Here is a 26,692-nt window from a genome sequence, read left to right on the forward strand (position 1 = left end):
GCATGGCACGTAAGCCTCTGATCGCCGGCAACTGGAAGATGAACCTCAACCACCTCGAGGCCATCGCTCTGGTGCAGAAGATCGCATTCTCGTTGCCCGCGAAGTACTTCGAGAAGGTCGACGTGACGGTGATCCCGCCGTTCACCGACATCCGCAGCGTGCAGACGCTGGTCGAGGGCGACAAGCTCGACCTCACCTACGGTGCGCAGGACGTCTCGGCGCACGACTCGGGCGCCTACACCGGTGAGGTCAGCGGTTCGATGCTGGCCAAGCTGGGCTGCACCTTCGTGGTGGTCGGGCACTCCGAGCGGCGCACGCTGCACGGTGAGACCGACGAGACCGTGCTGGCCAAGACCAAGGCGGCGCTGAAGAACGGGCTCACCCCGATCGTGTGCATCGGCGAGGGCCTCAACATCCGTGAGGCCGGCGAGCACGTCGCCTACAACGTGGCGCAGCTGCGGGGTTCGCTCGCGGGTCTGTCCGCGGACGAGATCTCGAAGATCGTCGTCGCGTACGAGCCCGTGTGGGCCATCGGTACCGGCAAGGTGGCCTCGGCCGCCGACGCCCAGGAGGTCTGCAAGGCGGTGCGTGACACGCTCGCCGAGCTGGCCACGCCCGAGATCGCGCAGGCGGTGCGGGTGCTCTACGGCGGATCGGTCAACGCCAAGAACGTCGGCGAGCTCATCGCTCAGCCCGACGTCGACGGCGGTCTCGTCGGTGGAGCCTCGCTCAAGGCGGACGAGTTCGCGACGCTGTCGGCGATTGCCGCCGGCGGCCCGCTGCCGTGACACGGTGAAGTGACACTGCCGTGACACGGCGGAGTGACACGGCGGAGTGACACGGCCGTGACACGGTAGTACTCGAAGCGCGGGGCGCGTGACCGAAAGGTCACGCGCCCCGCGTTCTTCGTCGGTCGGGTCAGACGAACAGCTTGACCTTCAGCTTCGCGAGGGTGACGTCGGACAGCCCGAGTCCGTCGTGCAGGTAGTTCTCGACGCTGCCGTACTCGGCCTCGACCTGGTCGAAGGCGGCCTGCAGGTAGCTGGCTTCGACGCCGACCAGGGGCGCGAAGATGTCAGCGCGCTCCTGTCCGAATCGGGCCGCCAGTCCCTGCAGGGTCCTCGCCATCGAGTCGGCGGTGTACTCGTTGGTGAGGAGGTAGTCCGCCATGATGGTCTCCCGGGGCACACCGGCGATGCTCTGCAGGAGGGCAGCGGCCCAGCCCGTCCGGTCCTTGCCTGCCGTGCAGTGGAACAGCTGCGGGCCGGAGGTCTCGGCGAGGTCGGTGAGCAGGGTGGTGAACCCGGCGCGGACGCTTGCGTCGCTGACGAAGGACCGGTTCATGTCCCGCATGAACGCGCGTCCCTCCTCCGGGGACTGCAGCTGGAAGGCGGCACCGGCGAGGTCGCCGGACAGGATGGGGATCCGCACGTACTCGGCGCCGGCGGGGAGCCGGTCGGGCTTGTCGGCCACCTCCTGGTCGGTGCGGACGTCGTAGATCGCCGACAGTCCCAGCGATTCGAGGGTCGCGAGATCCTCGTCGCTCGGGACGACGGCGTTGGCCCGGTAGAAGACGCCGGTGCGCATGGGCAGACCGAGTGCGTTCTTGTAGCCGGGGCCGGCCACGTCGCGGAAGTTGTCGACGGACGCCAGCCGGGGCGTCTCGACGACGGTCGGGGCGCTGGAGCCGGTCGAGCCGAGGGCCGGGAGATCGAGCGAGCCGGCCGCGCCGGCCGCGGCGGCGCCGGCGAGCAGGAGCGATCCGGACAGGGTGACCGCCACGGCGGTCCGGGTCGTGCGGCGCAGAGCTGTCGAGCGGTGCGTCATGGGGAAGGCCTTCCTCGTCGGGGTGTCTGACTCGCGAGCAAGGTAGCGTGGCACGTTGTGCCACGAAAGTGATCTGTCTCACCACGCGGGAGGATGGGCGCGGATGAAGCCGGCAGGGCCGCCCGTCCCGACGAACCGGAGCGCGGGTGGGGTCCCTCGCTGCGGCAGCGGGTAGGCTGGGCCCGCTAGTGACCGAATCCGTCGTGCGTGAAGGGCAGCGAATACCGAAATGGCACTGTTCCTGGACATCCTGCTGGTGATCACCAGTCTGCTGCTCGTTCTGCTGATCCTGCTGCACCGCGGCAAGGGCGGCGGCCTGTCCAGTCTCTTCGGTGGCGGTGTCCAGTCCAGCCTGGCGGGTTCGAGTGTGGTCGAGAAGAACCTCGATCGCCTCACGGTGTTCACCGCGGCCATCTGGCTCATCGCGATCCTCGGCATCGGGCTCGAGATCAAGTTCAGCTGACCGCACCTGGACTCTGCTGACGCCGCCGAGCGCGGCGTCCTTGCCGTGCGTCCGCCGGGACGCCGGTCGATAATCGGGGGATGACCGGGATCCCTGCGTCGTCATCGACCTCCTCCGCATCCGCACCCGCTCCCCGAGAAGCCACCGAGCCGCTCCGGGAGGACATCCGCCTGCTCGGCGGCATCCTCGGTGACATCGTGCGTGAGCAATCCGGCGAGGACATCTTCGACCTCGTCGAGCGTGCCCGCGTCGAATCGTTCCGGGTCCGTAGATCGGAGATCGATCGCGCCCAACTGGCGGAATCGCTCGCGCGGATCGACACGTCCGACGCCATTCCGGTCATCCGCTCCTTCAGTCACTTCGCGCTCCTCGCGAATGTCGCCGAGGACATCCACCGCGAGCGCCGCCGGGCGATCCACGTCCGGGCCGGCGAGCCCCCGCAGGACAGCAGCCTGGCGGCGACCTACGCCAAACTCGATGCGGCCGAGGTGGATCCGACATCCGCCGCCGCCGCCCTCGAGGGCGCGCTGGTGGCGCCGGTCATCACCGCGCACCCGACCGAGACCCGGCGCAGGACCGTCTTCGAGACCCAGCATCGGATCATGGAGTTGATGCGCCTGCGCGATCGTTCGGCGGAAGACCCCGAGGAGCGCGACGCCGTCGATCTGCAGTTGCGCCGCCAGATTCTCACGCTCTGGCAGACGGCCCTGATCCGCTTGTCGCGCTTGCGGATCCAGGACGAGATCGAAGTGGGGTTGCGCTACTACGACGCCTCGCTGTTCGAGGTGGTCCCGCAGATCAACGCGGACATCCGTGATGCGTTGCAGTCGCGCTGGCCGGGCACCGGTGTGCTGTCGGAACCGATGCTGCGGCCGGGGTCGTGGATCGGCGGGGACCGCGACGGCAACCCCTTCGTCACCGCCGAGGTGGTGGGCCGAGCCACGCACCGCGCAGCGGAGACCGCCGTCGAGCACCATCTCGCCGAGCTCGAGGTGCTCGAGCGGGAGCTGTCGATGTCCGCCCGATTGGTGACCGTGACACCCGAGCTGGACCGGCTGGCCGACGCGGCCGGGGACGACTCCCCGTTCCGTGCGGACGAACCGTACCGGCGCGCGGTGCGGGGACTGCGCGCGCGGCTCTCGGTGGCAGCGGAGCGCATTCTCGGACACCCCGCGGTCCACGCCGTCGCCGGCGACCAGCCGGGCTACGACGCGCCCGCCGACCTGCTGGCGGATCTGGCCGTGATCGACACCTCGTTGCGTTCGCACGGAGACGGGATCGTGGCCGACGACCGGCTCACGCGGCTGCGGAACTCGGTAGAAGCCTTCGGTTTCCATCTGTGCGGTCTGGACATGCGGCAGAACTCCGAGGTGCACGAGACGGTGGTGGCGGAACTGCTGGCGTGGGCCGGTGTGCACGCGGACTACCGCTCCCTGTCCGAGGACGAACGGGTGGAGCTGCTGGCGGCCGAACTCGCGACCCGCCGCCCCCTCGCCGGTCCGCATGCGGAGTTCAGTGAGCTCACCGCCAAGGAACTCGGCATCCTGGCGGCCGCGGCGGACGCGGTCCGGCGGATCGGCCCCGAGGCCGTACCGAACTACATCATCAGCATGTGCGACTCGGTCAGCGACATGCTCGAGGCCGCGCTGCTGCTGTCGGAGGTGGGCCTGTTCGACCCCGACGGAGACGACGGCCCCACCTGCCCCGTGGGCATCGTGCCGCTCTTCGAGACGATCGAGGACCTGCGCCGCGGCGCCGAGACGCTCACCGCGACGTTGGAGGTGCCGATCTACCGGGCGCTGGTCGCCAATCGCGGCGACCCCCAGGAGGTGATGCTCGGGTACTCGGACTCCAACAAGGACGGCGGCTACCTCGCGGCGAACTGGGCGCTGTACCGCGCCGAACTCGAACTCGTCCGGGTCGCCCGCAAGACGGGAATCCGGTTGCGGCTCTTCCACGGTCGCGGCGGCACCGTGGGCCGGGGCGGCGGACCGAGCTACGACGCCATCCTGGCGCAACCCCCGGGCGCGGTCGAGGGCGCGCTGCGGATCACCGAGCAGGGCGAGATCATCGCCGCGAAGTACGCGGAGCCGCGGCTGGCCCGCCGCAATCTCGAGGCACTGGTCTCGGCCACGCTCGAGTCCACGCTGCTCGACGTCGAGGGCCTCGGCGACGACGCGACCCCCGCGTACGAGATCCTCGACGAGCTCGCGGAACTGGCGCGTGTCGCCTACGCCGACCTGGTTCACGACACCCCGGGATTCGTCGAGTACTTCAAGGCGTCCACGCCGGTGGCCGAGATCGGTGCCCTCAACATCGGGAGCCGGCCGGCCTCCCGGAAGCCGACCGAGTCCATCTCCGACCTGCGAGCCATCCCGTGGGTGCTGTCCTGGAGCCAGTCGCGGGTCATGTTGCCCGGCTGGTACGGCACCGGGACCGCGTTCGAGCAGTGGGTGGGCGGCGACGACGAGCGGTTGGCCACGTTGACGGACCTGTACGAGCGGTGGCCGTTCTTCCGCACCGTGCTCTCCAACATGGCGCAGGTGATGGCGAAGTCCGACATGGGGCTGGCCGCGCGCTACTCGGAGCTGGTGCCCGACGTCGCGCTGCGGGAGGAGGTGTTCGGCAAGATCGCGGCCGAGCACGAGCGCACGGTCGCGATGTACCGCGCGATCACCGGGCACGACAACCTGCTGTGGGACAACCCGGCCCTCGAACGGTCGGTGCACAACCGCTTCCCGTACCTCGAGCCGCTCAACCATCTCCAGGTGGAGCTGCTGCGGCGCTACCGCGCGGGCGACGACTCCGACAGTGTGCGGCGCGGCATCCAGCTCACCATGAACGGCCTGGCGACGGCGCTGCGCAACAGCGGATGATGCGGCAACAGCGGATGACGCGGCAACACCGGCTGACGCGGCCGAAAGGGCGGTCGGTGGCCGACGCCGGGCGACAAGGACAATAGGACTTCGTGGACCTGACATTGATCGCCGTCGTCGGCGTTTCGAGCATCGTCGCGGTCGCTGCGTTCGCCAAGCGACTCGGACTGGCCGCCCCACTCCTGCTGGTGGTCGTCGGAATCGGGCTGAGCTTCCTGCCCGCGGTACCGGACGTGGACGTCGAACCCGAACTGATCCTGGCCGTGGTGCTGCCGCCGCTGCTGTACTCGGCCGCGGTGTCCATGCCCGCCCAGGACTTCCGACGAAACTTCAAGGCGATCAGCGGGCTCGCGGTGTTGCTGGTGGTGGTCACCACCGCCGGCACCGGCGCGCTGTTCCACCTGCTGATCCCCGACCTGGGCTGGGCCACCGCGTTCGCGCTCGGCGCCGTGGTCAGTCCCACCGATGCCGTGGCGGCGACGTCGGTCGGTCGCAAGCTCGGTCTGCCCTCGCGGCTACTGACGGTGCTCGAGGGGGAGGGGCTGGTCAACGACGCGTCGGCGCTCGTGCTGTTGCGCTCGGCGGTGGCGGCCATGGCCGGCGCCGTGTCGTTGTGGCACGTCGCCGGCGACTTCGTCTGGTCGGTGATCGCCGCGACGGCGATCGGTGCGGTCGTGGGTGTGATCGGCGTCCGGGTGCGCGGCTGGGTGAACGACACGGTGCTCAACACCGCGCTGTCGTTCGTCGTGCCGTTCGTCGCCTTCGTCCCGGCCGAGGACCTCGGCGCCTCCGGTGTGCTCGCGGTCGTGGTGTGCGGACTGGTGACCGGGCACCTCGCCCCGCGGTACCTCGAGGCCGAGCACCGGATCGGCGAGGAGATGAACTGGCACACGGTCGCGTTCCTGCTCGAGTCCGCGATCTTCCTGATCATGGGGCTCAGCCTCGAGCACCTGATCGACGAGGTGCAGGACTCCGGCCTGTCGGTGGGCGAGGCCGTGCTGTACGGCTTCATCGCCTCGGCCTTCGTGATCGCGGCCCGCATGATCTTCGTGATTCCGCTGGTCGCGGTGCTCAAGCGCGACGAGCGACGGGCCGCGGCGCGGCTGCCGTACCTCGAACGGTGGCAGGACCGCCTCGGCCGCCCGGGCGCCGTCGAGGGATTGAGCTCCCGGCGCCGATTCCACATCGAGCGCCGCGTCAACCGGGCCAGCGCCGACGCCGACTTCCTGCTGTCCGAGAAGCTCGGCTGGCGCGGCGGAATCGTGCTGGCCTGGTCGGGCATGCGCGGGGCGATCACGCTGGCCGCCGCCCAGACGCTGCCGGCGGACACGCCCTATCGTGCCGAGTTGATCCTGATCGCGTTCGTCGTCGCGGTGACCACGCTGCTGCTGCAGGGATCCACCCTGCCCCGGGTGATCCGGTGGGTGAAGATTCCGGGCGACGACGAGAACCGGCTCCGGTCCCAGTACGACGACCTGCTCGACGAGATGGTCGAGGCGGCCGAGGAGGTGCTCGCCGGCGCCGACGACCCGGCGCTGGTGTCGCGGGTGCGGGCGGACGGGCTGGTGGGACGCCGCGCCGATCGGGCCCGCGCGCAACGCGATCCCGACAACGACGTGCGGCGGGACGAGTACCTGCGGCTGCGGCTGGCGTCCATCGCCGCGGAGCGACGGGCGTTGCTCGACGCCCGCTCGTCCGGGGCGTACAGCTCGAGCACCCTTCTGGCCGCCCAGCGCATGCTCGACGTCGAGGAGGCCCGCCTCCAGCAGCTCCAGGAGTCGACGGGCCGCTAGCGCGGCGTCAGTCCGTCGCCGCCGGGAACAGCAGCGGCGTGACGGTGCCCAGACCGTCCTCACCCTCGACGCGCCAGGGCACCGGTGAGCGGCCCTCACCGACCCGCGTCCACAGCACCGTGAGCCATGCGGCGGCGGCGTCGACGACGGCATCCTCGACGCCGAAGGGCGCGTCGTGCCCCCAACGCGGGACGTCGGGCTCGACCCCGTCCTCGGTGTAGACGATGCCGAAGAGGTGCCGGTGCGCGTCGATGGGTTTGTTGATCGCGAAGTAGTCGGGGCCCTCGAGCCGGACCCACACGTCGAACGTGCCCTCGCCGTCCTGGTCGGGGAACACGTCGATGCACAGTTCGGTGGCCGCCGCCGGCAGCGCGTCGACGATCGCGGAGAGCTTGCCGGCCGCGGCGTCGGTGTACCGATCCAGGACGGCCGCGAGCGCCGACAGGTACTCATCGCGATTCACGAGGGCAGCGTACCGTCCGGTCGCGGGCGAGGGGGCGGGGGAACCGAACGCCCGCCCACCACGTCCTACTCATCGAACGGCGCCGAGCAGCGCGCCGAGGGGGAGGGAAACGATGGGGACAAAGCGTTATCGGCGGGGAGCGGTGTTCGGTACGGTCACCACACGCGGGCCCCGCTGCAGTGCGCGGCTGGCAGCGGGGTGTCGGCCACGAAAGCCGTTGTCCGACATCGCCGAGACACCGCAGGCGGCGCCGGCGGTCGAACGGGCCGACGAGTCCGGCCGGCCCGAGTGACCGGCGGCGTCAGGTGCGGGGGAGGGCGCTCGCCGCGGCCTCGTCGAGCAGCCAGACGGTCTTCTCGATGCCGCGGGCCCCGGCCGCCGGAATCTCCTCGGCGGCCGCGCCGCCGACCGCCGCCGCCACCGCGTCGGCCTTCGTCTCACCCGAGACGACCAGCCACACCTCGCGGGCGGACCGCAGCGCCGGCAACGTCAACGTGACGCGCACCGGCGGCGGCTTGGGGGAGTCGAGAACCGCCACCGCCAGCTGTTCGTCCTCGCGCACCGCATCCGTATGCGGGAACAGCGAATTGACGTGGCCCTCCCCGCCCATCCCCAGCAGGTGGACGTCGAACAGCGGGCCTTCGCGGCCGGCGGCGAACGCGTCGAGGACCTCGGCGTACGCGGCCGCCGTCGTCACCGGGTCGCTGCCGTACGCGCCGTCCGACGCGGCCACCACGTGGACGCGGGCAGGATCGACCGGGACGTGGTCGAGCAGCGCTGCGTGCGCCTGCACCTCGTTGCGCTCGGGATCGCCGGTGGGCAGGAACCGCTCGTCACCGAAGAACACATCGAGTGCCGCCCAGTCGATCGCGCCCGGGTTCTCCCGGACCTGTTCGAGCAGCGCGATGCCCGTGCCACCGCCGGTGAGGACCACCGCGGCGGATCCGCGGGCCCGCTGCGCCGCGACGACGGTGTCGACGAACCGCTCGGCCGCCGCGCGCACGAGCGCGTCCGTGTCGGGGAAACGCGCGATCTCCTGCTGGGACGTCACGTCAGACATATTCCACCTTCGACAGGCCGGTCAGGGCCGCTTCGTAGATCTCGTCGGGATCGAGTCGGCGCAGTTCCTCGGCGAGGCAGTCGCGGGTCTCGCGCCGGGCCAGCGCCACCAGGGCGTCCGGCTGGCCGGTCCGGGCCAGGGTCGCGGTCGTCTCGGCCTGCGGGCGGCTGATCGCGATTCGGTCGTCGTTCGTCAGTTCCAGCTCGACGAACAGCGGGCCGGTCCGCCGCCGGACCGGGCCGTCGATGCGATCGGCCAGCCAGCCCGCGAGGATGTCCAGGGCCGGCTCGGTCGCGAGCCCGGACACCGTGGCGGACACGATCTGCTCGTGCGGCGGCTGATCGAGCGCCGACGTCAACAGCGCACGCCAGTACGTGATGCGACTCCACGCCAGGTCCGTGTCACCGGCGGTGTACGAACCCAGGCGGCTCTTGATGGTCGCGGTGGGGTCGTCGGCGCCGGTGGCGTCGGTGATCCGGCGAATGGCCAACCGGCCCACCGGATCCAGCGCCGGAACGGCGGGGGCGTCGTCCGGCCACCACGCCACGACCGGGGTGTCGGGGAGCAGGAACGGGACGACGACGCTGGCCTCGTGGTCGGCGAGCTCGCCGAACACCCGCAGGATCACCACCTCCGACGCGCCGGCGTCACCGCCCACGCGGATCTCCGCGTCCAGGTGGGTCTCCTCGGTCCGGGACCCGCGGGCGACGACGATGACGCGGCACGGGTGCTCGCGGCTCGCCTCGTTGGCAGCGTCGATGACGTCCTCGGAGTTCTTGCTCTCGCGCGTGGACACCACGAGCGTCAGCACGCGGCCCAGCGTGACCGCACCGCCGGTCTCGCGCAGCTCGACGAGCTTCTTGTTGACCGCGCCGGTGGTGGTCGACGGCAACTCGATGATCACGGTCTTCTCCATTCCCGACCGGTGCGGCGCATCATCTCCTGCGCCGACGGCGGTCCCCACGTGCCGGCCTCGTACGGCTCGGGTCTGCCCTGCTTCGCCCAGTGCTCGAGCACCGGGTCGAGGATCTTCCACGACAGCTCGACCTCGGCGTTGACCGGGAACAGCGACGGCTCACCGAGCAGCACGTCGAGGATCAGTCGCTCGTACGCCTCGGGAGACGACTCGGTGAACGCCTCGCCGTAGCTGAAGTCCATGTTGACGTCGCGGACCTCCATGCTCGACCCCGGCACCTTGGAGCCGAAGCGCATGGTGACGCCCTCGTCGGGCTGGACGCGGATGACGAGCGCGTTCTGGCCGAGTTCCTCGGTCATGGTCGCGTCGAACGGCAGGTGCGGCGCCCGTTTGAACACCACCGCGATCTCGGTGACCCTGCGGCCCAACCGTTTTCCGGTCCGCAGGTAGAACGGCACACCGGCCCAACGGCGGGTGTCCACCTCGAGGGTGATCGCCGCGTAGGTCTCGGTGGTGGAGTCCTGCGCGAACCCCTCCTCCTCGTGCAGCCCGACGACCTTGAGCCCGCCCTGCCAGCCGCCCGCGTACTGACCGCGCGCGGTGGTCTCGTCGAGGGGCTCGGCGAGCCGCGTCGCCGACAGCACCTTGATCTTCTCGGCCTGCAGCTCGGACGGCTCGAAGCTGACCGGCTCCTCCATTGCCGTGAAGGCGAGCAACTGCAGCAGGTGGTTCTGGATGACGTCGCGGGCGGCGCCGATCCCGTCGTAGTACCCGGCGCGACCCCCGAGGCCGATGTCCTCGGCCATCGTGATCTGCACGTGGTCGACGTAGTGCGCGTTCCAGATCGGGTCGAACAACTGGTTCGCGAACCGCAGCGCCAGGATGTTCTGCACCGTCTCCTTGCCCAGGTAGTGGTCGATGCGGAACACCCGGTCCTCGGGGAACACGTCGTTGACCACCGCGTTGAGCTCGCGGGCGCTCGCCAGGTCGTGGCCGAACGGCTTCTCGATCACCACGCGGCGCCACTGCCCGTCGGCGGACTTCGCCAGACCCGACTTCGACAGCTGCTCGCACACGGTCGGGAACTGGGCGGGTGGGATCGACAGGTAGAACGCGTGATTGCCGCGGGTGCCGCGCTCCCGGTCGAGCGTCGCGAGCGTGTTCGCCAGCTCGGTGAACGCGGCCTCGTCGTCGAAGCTGCCCTGCACGAAGCGGATGCCCTTCGACAACTGCTCCCACACGTCCTCACGGAACGGGGTGCGCGAGTGTTCGCGCACCGCGTCGTGGACGACCTGGCCGAAGTCCTGGTCCGCCCAGTCGCGCCGAGCGAAACCGACCAGAGCGAACCCGGGCGGCAACAACCCCCGGTTGGCGAGGTCGTACACCGCCGGCATCAGCTTCTTGCGCGCCAGGTCACCGGTGACGCCGAAGATCACCAGGCCGCAGGGGCCGGCGATGCGAGGCAGTCGCCGGTCCCTGCCGTCCCGAAGTGGGTTGATCCAACGGTCCGCCGCGGGTTCGCTCACGGATCAGCTCTTCTGGCCGGCGGCACGCAGCTGCTCGGCGGTGGCCTCGAGCAGCTCGTTCCACGCCACCTCGAACTTGTCGACGCCTTCCTTCTCGAGGACGACGAAGACGTCCGTCAGGTCCACGCCCACGGCGGCCAACTCGTCGAAGACCTGCTTCGACTCGGCGGCGGTGCCCGTGACGGTGTCCCCGGTGACCTCGCCGTGGTCGGCGAAGGCCTCGAGCGTCGCCTCGGGCATCGTGTTCACGGTGTCCGCGGCGACCAGCTCGGAGACGTACAGGGTGTCGGGGTACTCCGGGTTCTTCACCCCGGTCGACGCCCACAGCGGACGCTGCACGTGGGCGCCCGCCTCCGCCAGCGCGCGGAACCGCTCGCCGGCGAACACCTCCAGGTAGGCGTCGTACGCCAGCCGGGCGTTCGCCAGTGCCGCGCGACCGCGCAGCGCCAACGCCTCGGGCGTACCGATCTTCTCGAGCCGCTTGTCGATCTCGGTGTCCACGCGGGAGACGAAGAACGAGGCCACCGAGTGCAGCCGGGACAGGTCGTGACCGGCGGACTTCGCCGCCTCCAAGCCCGCGAGGTAGGCGTCCATCACCTTGCGGTAGCGCTCGACCGAGAAGATCAGCGTGACGTTGACGCTGATGCCCTCGCCGAGCACCTTCGTGATCGCGGGCAGCCCGGCCTCGGTCGCGGGAATCTTGATGAACAGATTCGGGCGGTCGACGATCTTCCACAGCTCCACGGCCTGCGCGGCGGTGCGGTCGGCGTCGTGGGCCATCCGCGGATCGACCTCGATCGACACGCGGCCGTCCTTGCCGCCGCTGGCCTCGTACGATCCGGCGAGGATGTCGCACGCGGCCCGCACGTCGTCGGTGGTGACGGTACGGATCGCCGCCTCGACGTCCGCGCCCTGCGCGGCGAGCTCCCGCACCTGCGCGTCGTAGACGTGGCCCTTGCTCAGCGCGGCCTGGAAGATCGACGGGTTGGTGGTGACACCCACCACGCTGCGGGTGTTGATCAGCTCGGCGAGATTGCCCAGCTGGATGCGGTCGCGGGAGAGGTCGTCCAGCCAGACGGACACCCCGGCCTCGGACAGCTTCTGCAGATTCGGGTTCTGAGTCATCGGGTACATCATCCCTTCACTCGGGAGAGCGAACGCTGCGCGGCCGCGGTGACGGCTTCGGCGGTGATGCCGAACTCACGGAACAGCGTCTTGAAGTCGGCGGACGCGCCGAAGTGATCGATCGAGACGATCTCACCGGCGTCGCCGACGAATCGGTACCACGGCATCGCGGTGCCGGCCTCGACCGCGACGCGGGCCTTGACGGTCGGGGGGATCACGCCGTCGCGGTACGACTGCTCCTGGGCGTCGAACCACTCGACGCACGGCATCGAGACGACGCGGGTCGGCACACCCTCGGCCTCGAGGCTCTCGCGGGCCGCGACGGCCAGCTGCAGCTCGGAGCCGGTGGCGATCAGCACGACCTCCGGGGCGCCCGTGGACGCGTCGGCCAGCACGTACCCGCCGCGCGAGACCCCCTCGTAGCTGGTGCCCTCGAGCACCGGCAGATCCTGCCGGGTCAGGGCCAGACCCGCCGGGGCGCGCGTGGCCTCGTCCGCGCCCTTCTCGAGCACGGCCCGCCACGCGTGCGCGGTCTCGTTGGCGTCGCCCGGGCGGACGACGTACAGACCCGGGATGGCGCGCAGCGCCGCGAGGTGCTCGATCGGCTGGTGCGTCGGGCCGTCCTCGCCGAGGCCGATCGAGTCGTGCGTCCAGACGTACGTGACCGGAGTCTTCATGATCGCGGCCAGACGCACCGCCGGGCGCATGTAGTCGCTGAAGACGAGGAACGTGCCGCCGTACGGGCGGGTCGGGCCGTGCAGCGCGATGCCGTTGAGGATCGAGCCCATCGCGTGCTCGCGGACACCGAAGTGCAGGGTCCGGCCGTACGGCTGGGCCGTCCACATGTCGGTGGAGATCGACTCGGGACCGAAGGAGTCCGAGCCCTTGATCGTGGTGTTGTTGCTCTCGGCGAGATCCGCCGAGCCGCCCCACAGCTCCGGCAGCACCGGGCCGACGGCGTTGAGGACCGCCGCGGACGCCTTGCGGGTGGCCAGGCCCTTGGCGTCCGGCTCCCACGTCGGCAGCGCCTCGGCCCACCCCTCGGGCAGGTCCCGGCCGGTCAGGCGGTCGAGCAGCTTCTTGCCCTCGGGCGCGCGCTGCACCCACTCGTCGTAGGCCTGCTGCCACTCCTTGTGGGCCTGCACGCCACGGTCGATCGCCTTGCGGGTGTGCGCGATCACCGCGTCGGCGACCTCGAACGTCTGCTCGGGATCGAAACCGAGGGCCTCCTTGACGGCGGCCACCTCGTCCGCGCCGAGTGCGGCGCCGTGCGCGGCGCCGGTGTTCATCTTGTTGGGCGCCGGGTAACCGATGATGGTCCGCAGCAGCACCAGCGACGGGCGGTCGGTCACCTCGCGGGCGGCCTGCAGCGCCTCCTCGATCGCGACCACGTTCTCGCCGCCCTCGACGACCTGCACGTGCCAGCCGTACGCCTCGTACCGCTTGGCGACGTCCTCGCCCAGCGCGATCGTCGTGTCGTCCTCGATGGAGATCTTGTTGTCGTCGTAGATCACCGTCAGGTTGCCCAGCTGCTGCACACCGGCGATCGACGACGCCTCCGAGGTGACGCCCTCCTGGATGTCACCGTCCGACGCGACCACGTAGATGTGGTGATCGAAGGGGCTCTCGCCGGGAGCTGCGTCCGGGTCGAACAGACCGCGTTCGCGCCGCGCCGCCATCGCCATGCCGACCGCCGACGCGAGGCCCTGCCCCAGCGGGCCCGTGGTGATCTCCACGCCGCGGGTGTGACCGTGCTCGGGGTGGCCGGGCGTCTTGGAGCCCCACGTGCGCAGCGACTTCAGGTCGTCGAGCTCGAGGCCGTAGCCGGCGAGGTACAGCTGGATGTAGAGCGTCAGGCTCGAGTGCCCGCACGAGAGCACGAACCGGTCGCGTCCGATCCAGTCCGCGTCGGCCGGGTCGTGCCGCATGACCCGCTGGAACAGCGTGTACGCGAGCGGTGCAAGACTCATCGCGGTGCCCGGGTGTCCGTTGCCGACCTTCTGGACGGCGTCAGCGGCGAGGACGCGGGCGGTGTCGACGGCCTTGGTGTCCAGATCGGTCCAGTCGCTGGGGTGGACCGGTTCGGTGAGGACGCGGATCTCGTCTGTGATCGACACGGGCAGATGTCTCCTGACATGGTTGTACGTGGAGCCGGAGGGTGCTGTCGGCGCTGGCGGGCCTCTTGTGCGCCTCCAGCCTAGTGTGCCGCCCAATTCGGGTCGATTCGGTTGCCGGGTGACCGGCGTCTACCATCGGTTGTAGTAGTGCAGTAGGCAGCGAGGATGTAGTCGCGTGGGGCAAGGAGAAAGCGTGCGTACAGGGCATAGGCCGAGCGGACACGGCTTCGGCAGCCCGGGCGACGCATCCGCTTCCGAATCGAAGGCTGTGCGGGACACCTCCACGGCGTGGGGCCGGGTCACCGCACGGGTCCTGGCGTATGTCGCGCTGACGAAGCCGCGCGTCATCGAGTTGTTGCTGGTGGCGACGATCCCCGCGATGCTGCTCGCCGATCGCGGGCACATCGATCTCGTCCTCATCCTGAGCACGCTCTTCGGCGGCTGGATGGGCGCCGCGAGCGCGAACTCGCTCAACTGCGTCGTCGACGCCGACATCGACAAGGTGATGAAGCGCACAGCGCTGCGTCCGCTCGCGCGGCAGGCGGTGCCCACGCGGAACGCGTTCGTGTTCGGTATGACGCTCGGAATCGCGTCGTTCGCCTGGCTGTGGTGGCGCGCGAATCTGCTGGCCGGCTTCCTGGTGGTGCTGACCATCGCGTTCTACGTCCTCGTGTACACGATGGTGCTCAAGCGCCGGACGTGGCAGAACGTGATCTGGGGCGGCGCGGCCGGCTGCATGCCCGTCATGGTCGGCTGGGCCGCCGTCACCGGTTCGCTCAGCTGGGAGCCGGTCGTCCTGTTCCTGATCATCTTCTTCTGGACGCCGCCGCACACGTGGGCGCTCGCGATGCGCTACAAGGAGGACTACAAGGCCGCGGGTGTCCCGATGCTCCCGGTCATCGCCTCCGAGACGCACGTGACCAAGCAGATCGTCATCTACACGTGGGCCACGGTCCTCGCGTCGCTCGCGCTGGTGCCGGCCGCCGGATGGATCTACGCGATCGTCACGCTGCTCGCCGGCGCCTGGTTCCTGTTCGTCGCGCACCAGCTGAACCACAGCGTCCGCAACGGCGGCTCGGTCAAGCCGCTCAAGCTGTTCCTGCAGTCCAACAACTACCTCGCGGTCGTGTGCTGCGGCCTCGCGGTGGACTCGGTCCTCGGCTGGAGCACGATCGCCGGCTACTTCTGACCTGCGCAGTGACGAGGGCCCCGGTCGGATTCGACCGGGGCCCTCGTCACGTCTCTAGGGCGTCAGCACGACGGAGCCGGTGGTCCGGCGGCCCTCCAAATCCCGGTGCGCCTGCTCCGCCCGATCCAGGGGATAGCTCCCGCCCACGCGCAGCTTCAGCGTCCCCGCCGCGATCGCGTCGAGCACCGCTCCCGCCCGCCAGGTGAGCTCCTCGCGATGGCGGACGTAGTGGGCGAGCGTCGGCCTCGTCACGAACAGCGAGCCCGCGGCGTTGAGGCGCTGCAGGTCGAACGGCGGGACGGGGCCGCTCGCGGCACCGAACAGCACCAGCGTGCCGCGGATGCGCAGCGCGTCGAGGCTCGCGTCGAAGGTGTCCCTGCCGACGCCGTCGTAGACGGCGGCGACGCCCTCGCCGCCGGTCAGCTCCCGGACCTTGTCGGCGAGCCCGTCGCCGTACCGCAGCACCCGCCAGGCGCCCGCCTCCCGCGACAACGCCTCCTTCTCGTCCGTGGAGACGGTGGTGATCACCTTGACGCCCTTGGCGGCGGCCAGCTGGGTCAACAGCAGACCCACGCCGCCGGCGCCCGCGTGCACGAGCACCGTCTCGCCCGAACGCGCCGGATACGCGGACTCGATCAGGTAGTGCGCGGTCATGCCCTGCAGCAGCGCCGACGCCGCCAGCTCCGGGGCCACCCCGTCGGGGACGTCCACCGCAACGGCGGCAGGAACGACGACCTTCTCCGCGTAGCTGCCCGGGGCCGCGGCCCACGCCACCCGGTCGCCCACACCGAACTCGGTGACGTCGGCGCCCACGGCCTCCACCACGCCGGTGCCCTCGTCGCCGGGCACGTACGGCAGCTCGCGGGAGTAGGTGCCGTTGCGGAAGTAGGTGTCGATGAAGTTGATCCCGATCGCCTCGGTGGCCACCAGTAACTCGCCCGGGCCGGGCGCCGGGGCCGGCACCTCCGTGGGGGCGAGGACCTCGGGACCGCCGTGCTCGGATACCACGATTGCGCGCATGCTCTCGTTGTACACCGCACGCGGCGCCGAGCGGCGGGACGGTCGGCGCGGTCGTTCGCGTTCCGCACAGTAGTCTGAGCTCATGAGCACCGATACCCAGAGCACCGCTGCGGCCCCGGTCCTGCCCTCGGGCACGGTCGCCGCCATCCGCAAGTTCCTCTCCGAGCACGGTGGATCCGCCAGCGCGGTCATCCAGCCCGTGGGCCGCGCGGGCGTGCGGATCACGCTCGTCGGCGCCGACGGCATCCTCGGTGACCAGGTGGTCGACAACGTCGCCGTCGCGAACGCCGTGGTCGAGTCCTTCGACGAGATCACCGTCTCCGAGTGGGACCGCGCCCTGACGAGCGTCGCCACCCCACGCAAGGGTCACATCGCGAAGATGGCGGGCTGGGTCGCCCACCAGACGCGGTTCCCGAAGGCACGCAACGAGATCTGACACGACGGAAGGCCGGGGCCCCTGCGGTGACGCAGGAGCCCCGGCCTTCGGCGTTCGTGCGGGAGGTCAGGCCGGTGCGACGGCCTCGGTCTCGGTCCGGTCCGCGGCGGGCACGCGGATGCGGCCGGCGGCATACAGGGCGGCGGTCGCGGCGGTGCAGGCGCCGGCGAGGGCCACGTGGATCGTGACGAGCGCGGCGGGCACGTGCGTCCAGAACTGCACGAGGCCCACGCAGGCCTGCGCGACGACCAGCGCGATGACGACCTTCAGCCGCAGCTTCACCGCGGCGCTCGCACCGACGGCGTACAGCCCGAATCCGAGGCCGACCAGCAGCGCCAGGTAGCCGACCAGCAGTTCGGCGTGCAGGTGCACCAGGTTCGTGATGTCGAGATCGAGGCGTTCGACCGTGCGTTCGGGGTTCTTGTCGCCCGCGTGCGGTCCCGCCCCGGTCACCATGGTTCCGGCGACGAGGGTGCCCGCGAGAGCGACGCCGGTGAGCGCGGTGAGCCGGCTCAGCGGCCGGGGCACCGTGGTGATCTCGACACCGCCGTCGGGCTGGTCGATCTTGTGGTACAGCATTACCGACAGCCACACCATCGCCATCGAGACCAGCAGATGCAGCGCAACAGTCCACCAGAGCAGTCCGGTGAGCACGGTGATGCCGCCGAGGACGGCCTGCGCGACGGTCGACAGCGGCATCAGCCACGCGTAGACCAGCACCTCCCGCCGCCGTGCGGCGCGGGTGACGGCCAGCACCACGGCGGCGGCCGTCGCGACCACCAGGAAGGTGAGCAGGCGGTTACCGAACTCGATGGCCTGGTGGAACCACGGCGCGGTCGACGACGACGTCGGGACGAAGCTGCCCGGGTAGCACTGCGGCCACGTGGTGCAGCCCAGACCGGACGCGGTCACCCGGACCACCGAGCCGGTGACCGCGATGCCGCCCTGCGAGACGATCACCGCGACGGCGATCCACTTCTGGACCGCCAGGGACGGCAGCGGCAGTCGGTTGACCAGGTTCACAAACCCGCGATACAGCACGCCACGATGGTAGAGGGCCGTCCACTACGTGGTGTAGTTGGGGTTCCGTTGCCCTCCGGAAACGTGCAGGTCCGGGGCGGGTCCGGGACAGCGCCCGAGGTGCACGTCACGAACCCGCCGACCCGCCCGAGCCGCTGCCGGCGGGCTCGACCGAGACGATGCCCGAGATGGTGCCCTGCATGTACCTGCCGTCGGCGGTGACCAGCGCCGACATCTGGAGGGTGTCGCCCAGCAGGGTCCCGGTCACCGTTCTCGTGGTCTTCACCGCTCCGGTCCCGGGGTCGACGACGGCGTAGGCGAAGCCGTCCAGGGGCGTCGTCACGTCGAGCCCCTCCCGGACCATGGTGTAGATGTTCCCGTCGGTGATGGACAGGTGCGGTACGGCCGCGCTGCGGACCTGGTTCTGCCACACCGTCGTGCAACCCTGGCCGTCGGCGTCGACGTCTACCCGCGTCATGCCGCCGCGGAACGGCGCCGACGGGGGCACCGCGGGGCCGGCGCCGGCGGGGACCGTCGGGTACGGGTAGCCGTAAGTGCTCGCGACGAACACCGAGCGGCCGATGCCGATGGGCGAGTTCTCGCTGCCGCTGCCGGACCCGGTGCTGCCGCTCACGCTGCCCGACAGGCTCCCGGCCGATCCGCTGCTGCTGCCGGCGGCGTCACCCGGGGGCAGTACGGGCTCCTTGCAGATCTCGTCGCCGGTGGCGGACCGGTACACGAGCAGGTTGACCTGTCCGTCGGCGTTGTCGACGATCGTCATGTACTCCGAGCCGGTGACGGGGCCGAAGTAGGTGGGAGTGGAGCCGGTGCCCCAACTGAGCTGCCCGGGCTTGCGGGCGGAACCGCGGTCGTACGGCCGCCGCCAGTCGATGTACGGCTGCGCGTCCGGCCCGGCGCCCAGATGGTAGGTGGCGTGCGTCGTGGCTACGGCGGTGCCGTCGACCGAGGTGGAGATGCTGTTCTGCACCTGCTCGCCCTCGGGGAGTGCGACCGTGCGCGCGGTGCCGGCCGCGTCGACCGTCCCGACGATGCCGCCACCGGTTGCGAACCAGACGTTGCCGTCCCAGTCGGGCGCGAGCCCGGTGACGTTGTCCCCGTCCGGGATCGCCGAGGTCAGGTCGACGCTGGAGTCGACGGTCAGCTGCCAGTTGCCGTGCACCTGCGTGTGCCCGATCCGGAGCAGGTGCCGGGTGCCGTCGACCACGACGAGCCGGTCCGCGGAATCGAGGTAGGCGTACACGCCGCCGAGCAGGCTGCCCTTGGTCAGCGGGAGCTGCGCGAGGGTGCCGCCGACGGGGAACGTCGAGGCGGCCGGGTCCAGCAGGTGCACGGTGGGGTTCTGGCCGATCATCGTCGTGCACAGGGCCACGACGAGGCCGTCCGCTCCTTGCAGCAGCGTGGGGCATGCGGACGCGAGCGGATACTGCGCGATCGAGACCGGGCCGGTACCGGGGCCGGCCAGTGCGGTCGCGTCGGACGAGCCCGCGTCGCCGTGCATCGTCGAGGTGCCGTCCGGACCGAGGTGCGGGTTGGGCGGCGCCAGCGGCCCCCAGGCCGGGTCGGCGGAGGCGGTCATCGGCGCGAAGGCCAGCGCGAGCGCCCCGCACGCAGCGAGGGAGGTGCGACGGAATCCGCTGATCGGGGGAAAGGTCACGGCGCCCATTGTGGTACCGGACGGTCGTTCGGGGGAGCGTTTCGCCCGACATGCGCCGAAAGACCGGGCTGGACCGGCGGGGGGCTCAGGTGAATTTGAACGTGCGGGTGGCCACGAACCCGGCCACCGCCGCCCACGCCGCGAGGATCGCGACACACACGATGTTGATGCTGCCCGAGGTGGCGTCCTCGAGCGCCTGGGCGAGCGCGCCGGACGGGACCAGCTGGGCGCCCACCCGCACGCCCGCGTGCAGATCGTCGGCGAAGACGACGCTGCCGACGCCGGCCATCGCGAACCACAGGATGTTCGCGAGCGCCAGCACGATCTCGGCGCGCAACGTGCCGCCGAGGAGCAGCCCGAGCGCGGCGAAGGTCACGGTTCCCAGCGCGATCACCACCGCACCCAGCACGAGCCCCAGCGCGCTGGGCCGCCACCCCAACGCGGCACCGATGGCGCCGAGCAGGACGGTCTGCAGCGCGACCACGATGACGACCGCGGCGCTCTTGCCGGCGATGATGCCCCAGCGCGGAAGGGGAGTGGCGCCGAGGCGTTTGAGCGCGCCGTACCGGCGGTCGAAACCGACGGCGATCGCCTGACCGGTGAAGGCGGTCGACATGATGGCGACCATCATCACCGCCGGAACGATGGTGTCGACACGCTCGGTACCGAAGTCGCCGATCGGCAGCAAGGTCAGGCCGATCAGCAGCGTGATCGGGATGAACATCGTGATCAGCAGCTGCTCGCCGTTGCGCAGCAGCAACGTCAGTTCGAGCCGGGTCTGCGCGGCCAGCATGCGGGCGGGCGGGGCCGGCTGCGGGCGCGGGGAGAAGGTGCCGTCGGCGAAGCGGTTGTCGGCGAGGCGGTCGTGGTGCGTCATGCTCATCCCCTGAGGTCCCGTCCCGTGAGTTCGAGGAAGACGTCCTCGAGTCGGCGCTGGTCGACCCGGATCTCCGTGGCCAGCGCGTCCTGCCCTGCGCACCACGACGTCACCGCGGCAACCACGTGCGGGTCGATCGTGCCGCGCACGACGTAGTCGCCGGGTGCGGTCTCCTGCACCTGGAAGTCGGTCGGCAGCGCGGCCTGCAGCGGTGCCAGGTCCAGTCCCGCCGGGGCCACCAGGCTGAGCCGGCCCTCGGCGCCCGTGCGGGTCACTTCGGACGGCGTGCCCGACGCGACGATCCGGCCGTGGTCGATGATGACCAGTTCGTCGGCCAGTTCCTCGGCCTCGTCCATCAGATGGGTGGTCAGCAGCACGCTGACCCCGTCGCGGCGCAGCGCGTCGATCAGTTCCCACACGAGCAGTCGCGCCTGGGCGTCGAGCCCGGCGGTCGGTTCGTCGAGGAACACCAGTTCGGGGCGGCCCACGAGCGCACACGCGAGCGCGAGCCGCTGCTGCTGCCCGCCCGAGAGCCGGCGGTAGGGCGTGCGGCGGGCGTCTTGCAACCCGAGGCTGCGCAGCAACCATTCCGGGTCGAGCGGGTCGGCGGAGTAGGACGCGACGAGGTCGAGCATCTCGCCGGCCTTGGAGCCGGGGTAGGCGCCGCCACCCTGGAGCATGACGCCGATGCGGGGCCGGAGCGCGGCGGACTGGGTGATCGGGTCGAGGCCCAGGACACGGACGGACCCGGCGTCGGGGGAGACGAAGCCCTCACACATCTCGACCGTGGTGGTCTTGCCCGCGCCGTTGGGGCCGAGCAGGGCCAGCACCTGCGCTCGTTCGAGGGTCAGATCGAGTGCGTCCACGGCGCGGACCGTGCCGAACGACTTGACGACGCCGCTGAGCTGTACCGCGGGTGAACCCTTGCGTGACGTCGTCTCCGACGCGCTGACAATCACGATGTACCAGCCTAAGCCCCGGACCGATCAGGCCTGTGCGGTGGTCCCGGGCTGCGGACGCCAGAGCAGCCGATTACGTGTGGCGATGATCAGCACGATGCTGGCGATGGCGGTGGCCACCGCGGCCTGCACGATCATGAACGGCTCGTACTCGGCGCCGTTGGGCATGAGGATGACGCTGACGAACGACGAGAATGCGATCGTCGGGATCCGGAAGACCGGGCGTGTGGCCCAGGCGGCGAGCGGGATCACCGCCCACAGCAGATACCACGGCTGCACCACCGGGAACAGCAGCACGATCGCGCCGAGGGACACGCCCAGCGCCCCGACCGGGTGGATCCGGCCGACCAGCACGGCCACCAGCATGCGCAGCGTGATGAACGCCGCGATCAGCGACGCGATGGGCCGGGTGAGGCTGAGCACCGCGGTGGTGTGGTCGCCGAGGCCGAGCAGCACCCCGACCAGGCCGGTGCCGAGGCCCAGCAGCGTGGGCACCGACATCCAACTGCGCACCTCGGTGGCCGTTCCGAGGGTTTGCGTCCACCCCATGCCGAGCCCGCTCGCGATACTGACGAAGACCGTCACGGCGACCGTCACGGCGCCCAACAGCAGTGCCGCCGACACCAGCGCCTTGAGATTGGCCCCCCAGCGACGGGCGAGCGCCATGCCCACGAAACCGAGAGCCAGCAGCGACGGGATCTTGATCGTCGACGACAACGCGACGAGCGTCGCGCCCGCCAGCAGTAGGACGAGCGCGCGCCCGCGGATCGGGCCGGTTCCCTCCACCGCGCGCAACGCCAGCTCGACGCCCGCGAGCATGAGCCCGATCATGAGGGCCTCGTTGTGGATGCCGGCCACCAGATGGAAGAGCACCAGCGGGTTCGCGGCGCCGAGCCACAGCGCGCTCACGCTCGAGACGCCGCAGCGTCGGGCCAGTCGCGGCAGCGCCCACACGATCATGCCGACGCCCGCGAGGGCGAGCAGCCGGTGCAGGAAGATTCCGGCCACGATGTTGTCGCCGGTGAGCCACGTGATCCCGCGCCCCATCCACAGGAACAGCGGGCCGTAGGGGGCCGGGGTGTCGCGCCAGATGTTCGGCACGGTGCGGGTCAGCACGTGGTCGACGCCGAGGGCGCCGGCGGGACCGATCTCGTACGGGTCGAGGCCGCGGGCGGTGATCTCGCTCTGGGCCAGGTACGAGTACACGTCGCGGCTGAACATGGGCGGTGCGACGGTGAGCGGGATCGTCCACAGCAGCAGGGTGCGGTCGAGCTGGGAACGGCTGAGCTGACGCAGCGCCCGGCCGCCGCGCATGCTGCCCACGGCGAACCGCCCGAGCAGCAGCCAGGCCAGCACCACCATGACAGTGCCGGTCATCGCCATGGCCAGCGTGGAACTGCCCATCCGAGCGGGCAGGCCGAGCACGCGCAGGCCTGCCACCGGGTTCTGCAGGACCGGCTGCGCGCCCGCGCCGAGCGCGCCGATCGCCATGAGCACGGCGCCGGTCGCGCCGAACAGCCGGATCCAGTGCAGCTGCCGGTTCTCGCGGGCGTCGAGGCCCGGTGCCTCCGCTTCGTCCCCGTGGAGCGCGTCGGCTACCGACGGACGCGGGGAGCGCCCGTCGACGCCGAGCGCGCGCTTGGCGAACGCCTTCGCCCGATCGACCCCGGATCGAGCCGGGGCGTCCGACTCGTGATCCATCTCGGTCTGCGGCACACGGAGCAGCGTAGCGGGGCGCGCGATATGCCCCGAGCACCCCGATCGTGAGGGTTCACACTCGGTGTGGGCTCTATTACACAGGGGACCCTTCGTGGACCGGGGCGACGAATTCCGTCACACTGGTGTTGTGAAATCGGAAGCGACCCGCCGTTTGCGTCAGGAAGGCGCAGGTCAGACGCCTGCGCAGTCCGGCGTCAATTCGTCGCTGCCGGTGACCGGACCGCACGAGGGTCACACCCGAGCCGCGATCGTCCAGCTCCTCGTCGAGGAGGGCCCGATCTCGGCCACCGATATCGGCGCGCGGTTGGGCCTCAGTGCGGCCGGTGTCCGCCGGCATCTCGATGTCCTCATCGAAGCCGGTGAGGCGCAGGAGGCCAGTGCGGCCAGCTGGCGGCAGCGGGGACGCGGACGCCCCGCGAAACTGTTCCAGATCACGGCGGCCGGCCGGGGCAAGCTCGGGCACACCTACGACGATCTCGCCGGCGCCGCGATGCGCCAGCTCCGCGAGATCGGCGGCGACGCGGCGATCGAGGACTTCGCCCGCCGTCGGGTGCAGTCCATCGTCGGTGCCGTCGCTCCGGTCCGGGACGACGAACCGACCGCTGTGGAGTCGACGGCGGAGGAGATCGCGGACGCGTTCACCTCGGCGGGCTTCGCGGCCTCGATTCGCCCGGTCGGCAACGGCGTGCAGATCTGTCAGCACCACTGCCCGGTGTCGCACGTCGCCGAGGAGTTCCCCGAACTGTGCGAGGCCGAGCAGCGGGCGTTCACCGAACTGCTCGGGCGCCACGTCCAACGGCTGGCGACCATCGCGAACGGCGACTGCGCCTGCACCACCCACGTTCCGCTCGCGTTACCCCGAAAGACCCCATAGATGTTCTCTCCGGTGAACAGCTCACACCGGTACGCAACAAGACTCCGGAAGGAGCTCGCATGACAGTCACACCAGACCAGGTGACACCCGAGGCGCCACTCTCCCAGGAGGAGACGATCGCCTCGCTGGGCACGTACGGATACGGCTGGTCGGATTCCGACGTCGCCGGTGCCAGCGCGCAGCGTGGGCTGTCCGAGGACGTCGTGCGGGACATCTCCGCGAAGAAGAACGAGCCCGACTGGATGCTCGACATCCGGCTCCGTGCGCTCAAGACCTTCGACAAGAAGCCGATGCCGCACTGGGGTTCGAACCTCGAGGGCATCGACTTCGACAACATCAAGTACTTCGTGCGGTCCACGGAGAAGCAGGCCGCGAGCTGGGACGAGCTGCCCGAGGACATCAAGAACACGTACGACAAGCTGGGCATCCCCGAGGCGGAGAAGCAGCGCCTGATCGCCGGTGTCGCGGCGCAGTACGAGTCCGAGGTGGTCTACCACCAGATCCGCGAGGACCTCGAGTCGCAGGGCGTGATCTTCCTCGACACCGACTCGGGTCTGCGTGAGCACCCGGAGCTGTTCCGCGAGTACTTCGGCACCGTGATCCCGGCCGGTGACAACAAGTTCTCGGCGCTCAACACCGCCGTCTGGTCCGGTGGGTCGTTCATCTACGTGCCGCCGGGGGTCCACGTCGACATCCCGCTGCAGGCCTACTTCCGGATCAACACCGAGAACATGGGCCAGTTCGAGCGCACGCTCATCATCGTCGACGAGGGTGCCTCCGTGCACTACGTCGAGGGTTGCACCGCCCCGATCTACAAGTCCGACTCGCTGCACTCGGCGGTCGTCGAGATCATCGTCAAGAAGGGCGGCCACTGCCGCTACACGACGATCCAGAACTGGTCGAACAACGTCTACAACCTGGTGACCAAGCGCACCAAGGTCGAGGCGGGCGGCTCGATGGAATGGATCGACGGCAACATCGGTTCCAAGGTGACGATGAAGTACCCGGCCGTGTGGATGATGGGCGAGCACGCCCGCGGTGAGGTGCTCTCGGTGGCGTTCGCCGGCGAGGGCCAGCACCAGGACACCGGCGCGAAGATGCTGCACCTGGCGCCGCACACGTCGTCGACGATCGTGTCGAAGTCGGTGGCCCGCGGCGGCGGTCGCGCGTCGTACCGCGGTCTGGTCCAGGTCAACAAGGGGGCGCACGGGTCGAAGGCGACCGTCAAGTGCGACGCCCTGCTGGTCGACCAGATCAGCCGCTCGGACACCTACCCGTACGTCGACGTCCGCGAGGACGACGTCACGATGGGCCACGAGGCGACGGTGTCGAAGGTCAGCGACGACCAGTTGTTCTACCTCATGAGCCGCGGACTGACCGAGGACGAGGCCATGGCCATGGTGGTGCGCGGGTTCGTCGAGCCCATCGCCAAGGAGCTGCCGATGGAGTACGCCCTCGAGCTCAACCGCCTGATCGAACTGCAGATGGAAGGGGCCGTGGGCTAAGTGGCGAACGAAGCGACGGGAGAGATGACGCGGAGTGCGCCGGTGACGGGAGTGCAGGGTGCCGCGGCCGGCGAGAACGCCGGCCCGGCCACCAACAAGGGTGAGGTCTTCACCTCGTTCGACGTCAATGCGTTCGAGGTCCCCGGCGGCCGCGACGAGGCATGGCGGTTCACGCCGCTGCGCCGCCTGCGCGGCCTGCACGACGGCACCGCCGTCGCGTCCGGGAACGCGACCGTGGAGGTCGCCGGTGACGTGACCGTCGAGACCGTCGGTCGCGACGACGCCCGGCTCGGCCAGGGCGGCGTTCCGTTCGACCGGGTTGCGGCACAGGCGTACTCGTCGTTCGAGTCCGCGACGGTCGTGTCCGTCGGACCGGAGACCGAGGTGGCCGGTCCGGTGCACATCCGGGTCACCGGCCCCGGCGAGGGTGAGGTCGCGTTCGGCCACCTGCAGGTCCGGCTCGCGGAGTTCGCGAAGGCGACCGTCGTGCTCGACCAGAAGGGCAGCGGAACCTACGCCGAGAACGTCGAGTTCGTGCTCGGCGACAGCGCGTCGCTCACGGTGGTCGCGGTGCAGGACTGGGCCGACGACGCCGTCCACACGGCCGCGCACCACGCGCTGCTCGGACGTGACGCGGTGCTGCGGTACACGTCGGTGAGCCTGGGCGGCGACCTGGTCCGCATCACCCCGACGGTCAAGTACGCGGCCCCCGGCGGCGACGCCGAACTTCTCGGCCTGTACTTCGCCGACGCCGGTCAGCACTTCGAGCACCGGCTGCTGGTGGACCACTCGCAGCCGCACTGCAAGTCGAACGTCGTGTACAAGGGTGCGCTGCAGGGCGATCCGACGTCGGGCAAGCCGGACGCGCACACCGTCTGGATCGGCGACGTGCTGATCCGCGCCGAGGCGGAGGGCACCGACACGTTCGAGCTCAACCGCAACCTGGTGCTCACCGACGGCGCCCGCGCCGACTCGGTGCCCAACCTCGAGATCGAGACCGGCGAGATCGTCGGCGCCGGGCACGCCAGCGCCACGGGACGATTCGACGACGAGCAGCTGTTCTACCTGCGCGCCCGGGGCATTCCCGAGGACCAGGCCCGACGGCTGGTCGTGCGTGGCTTCTTCCACGAGATCATCAACCGCATCGCGGTCCCCGAGGTGCGCGAGCGACTCGAGGCCGCCGTCGAGGCCGAACTGGCCGCGGTCGGTGCCTGACCCGGTTCGTCGCCCTTTCCCGATACTTCGCCGATAC

Annotated in this window: 22 protein-coding genes; 9 read left to right on the plus strand and 13 right to left on the minus strand. The window is 70.4% G+C overall.

The window, feature by feature from the left end; translation table 11 throughout:
• Window positions 1–2: 2 nt before the first annotated feature.
• A complete protein-coding gene (tpiA, locus tag E7742_RS06770) occupies window positions 3–788 on the plus strand; it encodes a triose-phosphate isomerase (RefSeq protein ID WP_137798253.1) in 786 nt (261 codons plus the stop codon).
• 130 nt (window positions 789–918) lie between these two features.
• Here the strand turns inward: tpiA and E7742_RS06775 are convergent, their stop codons facing one another.
• Entirely contained in the window at window positions 919–1,806 is an 888-nt protein-coding gene (locus E7742_RS06775; protein ID WP_441346913.1) for a tyrosine-protein phosphatase, read from the minus strand.
• A 250-nt stretch (window positions 1,807–2,056) separates the two neighbouring features.
• On the opposite strand from E7742_RS06775, the gene secG reads away from it, so the two are divergent.
• From secG to E7742_RS06790, 3 genes are all read left to right on the plus strand, one after another.
• Entirely contained in the window at window positions 2,057–2,290 is a 234-nt protein-coding gene (gene secG / locus E7742_RS06780; protein ID WP_137798255.1) for a preprotein translocase subunit SecG, read from the plus strand.
• Between the two features lie 80 nt (window positions 2,291–2,370).
• Window positions 2,371–5,166 (plus strand): phosphoenolpyruvate carboxylase, encoded by a 2,796-nt coding sequence (ppc, locus tag E7742_RS06785; protein ID WP_137798256.1) that lies wholly within the window; start codon window positions 2,371–2,373, stop codon window positions 5,164–5,166.
• Between the two features lie 92 nt (window positions 5,167–5,258).
• On the plus strand, window positions 5,259–6,959 hold the full coding sequence (locus E7742_RS06790; RefSeq protein WP_137798257.1) for a cation:proton antiporter: 1,701 nt from the start codon (window positions 5,259–5,261) through the stop codon (window positions 6,957–6,959).
• Between the two features lie 7 nt (window positions 6,960–6,966).
• Here E7742_RS06790 and E7742_RS06795 read toward each other — a convergent pair whose 3' ends face one another.
• The 6 genes from E7742_RS06795 to tkt all read right to left on the minus strand — a co-directional run bounded on the left by E7742_RS06795 (window position 6,967) and on the right by tkt (window position 14,166).
• A complete protein-coding gene (locus tag E7742_RS06795; protein WP_137798258.1) occupies window positions 6,967–7,422 on the minus strand; it encodes a DUF6389 family protein in 456 nt (151 codons plus the stop codon).
• A 301-nt stretch (window positions 7,423–7,723) separates the two neighbouring features.
• Window positions 7,724–8,482 (minus strand): 6-phosphogluconolactonase, encoded by a 759-nt coding sequence (gene pgl, locus E7742_RS06800; RefSeq protein WP_137798259.1) that lies wholly within the window; start codon window positions 8,480–8,482, stop codon window positions 7,724–7,726.
• The gene (gene opcA / locus E7742_RS06805; protein ID WP_368076955.1) at window positions 8,475–9,386 is read right to left on the minus strand and encodes a glucose-6-phosphate dehydrogenase assembly protein OpcA; all 912 of its coding nucleotides are present in this window, start codon (window positions 9,384–9,386) and stop codon (window positions 8,475–8,477) included. The genes pgl and opcA overlap by 8 nt, the downstream gene beginning before the upstream one ends.
• Entirely contained in the window at window positions 9,383–10,924 is a 1,542-nt protein-coding gene (gene zwf / locus E7742_RS06810; RefSeq protein ID WP_137798261.1) for a glucose-6-phosphate dehydrogenase, read from the minus strand. The genes opcA and zwf overlap by 4 nt, the downstream gene beginning before the upstream one ends.
• 3 nt (window positions 10,925–10,927) lie before the next feature.
• Window positions 10,928–12,049 (minus strand): transaldolase, encoded by a 1,122-nt coding sequence (tal, locus tag E7742_RS06815; RefSeq protein ID WP_137798262.1) that lies wholly within the window; start codon window positions 12,047–12,049, stop codon window positions 10,928–10,930.
• 8 nt (window positions 12,050–12,057) lie between these two features.
• Window positions 12,058–14,166 carry a transketolase gene (gene tkt / locus E7742_RS06820; protein ID WP_137798263.1) on the minus strand — a complete coding sequence of 703 codons (2,109 nt, stop codon included), beginning with the start codon at window positions 14,164–14,166 and terminating at the stop codon, window positions 12,058–12,060.
• Between the two features lie 193 nt (window positions 14,167–14,359).
• On the opposite strand from tkt, the gene E7742_RS06825 reads away from it, so the two are divergent.
• Entirely contained in the window at window positions 14,360–15,355 is a 996-nt protein-coding gene (locus E7742_RS06825; RefSeq protein ID WP_137798264.1) for a heme o synthase, read from the plus strand.
• Window positions 15,356–15,409: 54 nt separating this feature from the next.
• Here the strand turns inward: E7742_RS06825 and E7742_RS06830 are convergent, their stop codons facing one another.
• On the minus strand, window positions 15,410–16,375 hold the full coding sequence (locus E7742_RS06830; protein WP_137798265.1) for a quinone oxidoreductase family protein: 966 nt from the start codon (window positions 16,373–16,375) through the stop codon (window positions 15,410–15,412).
• 82 nt (window positions 16,376–16,457) lie between these two features.
• On the opposite strand from E7742_RS06830, the gene E7742_RS06835 reads away from it, so the two are divergent.
• Window positions 16,458–16,811 (plus strand): hypothetical protein, encoded by a 354-nt coding sequence (locus tag E7742_RS06835; protein WP_137798266.1) that lies wholly within the window; start codon window positions 16,458–16,460, stop codon window positions 16,809–16,811.
• A gap of 66 nt (window positions 16,812–16,877) precedes the next feature.
• On the opposite strand, the gene E7742_RS06840 is transcribed toward E7742_RS06835, so the two are convergent.
• From E7742_RS06840 to mptB, 5 genes are all read right to left on the minus strand, one after another.
• Window positions 16,878–17,852, minus strand: coding sequence for a COX15/CtaA family protein (locus tag E7742_RS06840; protein ID WP_137798267.1), 975 nt, complete (start codon window positions 17,850–17,852; stop codon window positions 16,878–16,880).
• A 106-nt stretch (window positions 17,853–17,958) separates the two neighbouring features.
• Window positions 17,959–19,515, minus strand: coding sequence for a hypothetical protein (locus tag E7742_RS06845; RefSeq protein WP_137798268.1), 1,557 nt, complete (start codon window positions 19,513–19,515; stop codon window positions 17,959–17,961).
• Window positions 19,516–19,591: 76 nt separating this feature from the next.
• Window positions 19,592–20,389: an ABC transporter permease gene (locus E7742_RS06850; RefSeq protein ID WP_137798269.1), complete on the minus strand. Its 798-nt coding sequence runs from the start codon at window positions 20,387–20,389 to the stop codon at window positions 19,592–19,594.
• Window positions 20,386–21,339 carry an ABC transporter ATP-binding protein gene (locus tag E7742_RS06855; RefSeq protein ID WP_137801072.1) on the minus strand — a complete coding sequence of 318 codons (954 nt, stop codon included), beginning with the start codon at window positions 21,337–21,339 and terminating at the stop codon, window positions 20,386–20,388. Before E7742_RS06855 ends, E7742_RS06850 begins: the two co-directional genes overlap by 4 nt.
• 30 nt (window positions 21,340–21,369) lie before the next feature.
• Window positions 21,370–23,043, minus strand: coding sequence for a polyprenol phosphomannose-dependent alpha 1,6 mannosyltransferase MptB (gene mptB, locus E7742_RS06860; protein ID WP_137801073.1), 1,674 nt, complete (start codon window positions 23,041–23,043; stop codon window positions 21,370–21,372).
• A gap of 145 nt (window positions 23,044–23,188) precedes the next feature.
• Between mptB and E7742_RS06865 the strand changes: the two genes are divergently transcribed.
• The 3 genes from E7742_RS06865 to sufD are packed head-to-tail and all read left to right on the plus strand — an operon-like array spanning window position 23,189 to window position 26,655.
• Window positions 23,189–23,935 (plus strand): helix-turn-helix transcriptional regulator, encoded by a 747-nt coding sequence (locus E7742_RS06865; RefSeq protein WP_441346882.1) that lies wholly within the window; start codon window positions 23,189–23,191, stop codon window positions 23,933–23,935.
• A 59-nt stretch (window positions 23,936–23,994) separates the two neighbouring features.
• The gene (gene sufB, locus E7742_RS06870; protein WP_137798271.1) at window positions 23,995–25,440 is read left to right on the plus strand and encodes a Fe-S cluster assembly protein SufB; all 1,446 of its coding nucleotides are present in this window, start codon (window positions 23,995–23,997) and stop codon (window positions 25,438–25,440) included.
• Between the two features lie 24 nt (window positions 25,441–25,464).
• Window positions 25,465–26,655, plus strand: coding sequence for a Fe-S cluster assembly protein SufD (gene sufD, locus E7742_RS06875; RefSeq protein WP_137798272.1), 1,191 nt, complete (start codon window positions 25,465–25,467; stop codon window positions 26,653–26,655).
• Window positions 26,656–26,692 lie beyond the last annotated feature (37 nt).

The sequence above is a fragment of the Rhodococcus sp. SGAir0479 genome (genome assembly GCF_005484805.1).
Lineage (GTDB): Bacteria > Actinomycetota > Actinomycetes > Mycobacteriales > Mycobacteriaceae > Prescottella.

Coding starts and splice junctions, on each gene's coding strand:
- E7742_RS06835 (WP_137798266.1), top strand. CDS start 16,458: ATGAGCACCGATACCCAGAGCACCGCTGCGGCCCCGGTCCTGCCCTCG.
- E7742_RS06850 (WP_137798269.1), bottom strand. CDS start 20,389: ATGAGCATGACGCACCACGACCGCCTCGCCGACAACCGCTTCGCCGAC.
- sufB (WP_137798271.1), top strand. CDS start 23,995: ATGACAGTCACACCAGACCAGGTGACACCCGAGGCGCCACTCTCCCAG.
- sufD (WP_137798272.1), top strand. CDS start 25,465: ATGACGCGGAGTGCGCCGGTGACGGGAGTGCAGGGTGCCGCGGCCGGC.
- tal (WP_137798262.1), bottom strand. CDS start 12,049: ATGACTCAGAACCCGAATCTGCAGAAGCTGTCCGAGGCCGGGGTGTCC.
- tpiA (WP_137798253.1), top strand. CDS start 3: ATGGCACGTAAGCCTCTGATCGCCGGCAACTGGAAGATGAACCTCAAC.
- pgl (WP_137798259.1), bottom strand. CDS start 8,482: ATGTCTGACGTGACGTCCCAGCAGGAGATCGCGCGTTTCCCCGACACG.
- E7742_RS06845 (WP_137798268.1), bottom strand. CDS start 19,515: ATGGGCGCCGTGACCTTTCCCCCGATCAGCGGATTCCGTCGCACCTCC.
- ppc (WP_137798256.1), top strand. CDS start 2,371: ATGACCGGGATCCCTGCGTCGTCATCGACCTCCTCCGCATCCGCACCC.
- mptB (WP_137801073.1), bottom strand. CDS start 23,043: ATGGATCACGAGTCGGACGCCCCGGCTCGATCCGGGGTCGATCGGGCG.
- E7742_RS06830 (WP_137798265.1), bottom strand. CDS start 16,375: ATGCGCGCAATCGTGGTATCCGAGCACGGCGGTCCCGAGGTCCTCGCC.
- secG (WP_137798255.1), top strand. CDS start 2,057: ATGGCACTGTTCCTGGACATCCTGCTGGTGATCACCAGTCTGCTGCTC.